Raw genomic sequence first — 931 nt, forward strand, 5'->3', positions numbered from 1 at the left:
CGGCCGGAGCGGCCGGAGATGAAGGCAATACTGTGACCTTGACCATGACCGTTACCAGTAACAATACTTGCGGAATTGCAAAAGCTACATCAACTTATACCGTTAATGTGGATGCATTACCTCAAGCTTCTGCAGCTGGCGGAAGTCAAACCATCTGTTCCAATGCAACGGCTACAGTAAGCGGAGCTACTGCTTCAAATGGAACAATCCTTTGGACACATAACGGAACTGGTTCGTTGAGTAATGAGACCACACTTACACCTACCTATACTGCTACAGCAGGTGACGAGGGAAAAACCGTGACACTGACACTAACCGTAACCAGTAACAATACTTGCGGAATTGCAAAAGCCACATCAACTTATGCAGTTAATGTGAACCCACTTCCTTTGGCAGATGCCAATGGCGGAAGTCAAACCATCTGTTCCAATGCAACGGCTACGGTAAGCGGAGCCACTGCATCGTTCGGTAACATACTTTGGACCCACAACGGAGCCGGTTCATTAAGCAATGAAACAACACTTACACCTACCTATACTGCGACAGCAGCAGACGAAGGAAAAACCGTGACACTGACACTAACCGTAACCAGCGACAATAGCTGTGGTGGTTCGGCAAAGGCCACATCAACTTATACCGTTAATGTGGATGCATTACCTCAAGCTTCTACCAATGGCGGAAGTCAAACCATCTGTTCCAATGCAACGGCTACAGTAAGCGGAGCCACTGCTTCAAATGGAACAATCCTTTGGACACATAACGGAGCCGGTTCGTTGAGTAATGAARCAACACTTACACCTACCTACACTGCAGCGGCCGGAGATGAAGGCAATACTGTGACCTTGACCATGACCGTTACCAGTAACAATACTTGCGGAATTGCAAAAGCTACATCAACTTATACCGTTAATGTGGATGCATTACCTCAAGC

General features: G+C 47.2%; 1 pseudogene. It reads left to right on the forward strand.

The annotated features are described in order from the left end of the window. Positions 1-931 (forward strand): annotated as a pseudogene (locus tag AC1DY0_RS19045) (hypothetical protein); the annotation flags it as partial.

Source organism: Flavobacterium sp. P1_E4 (assembly GCF_056405915.1).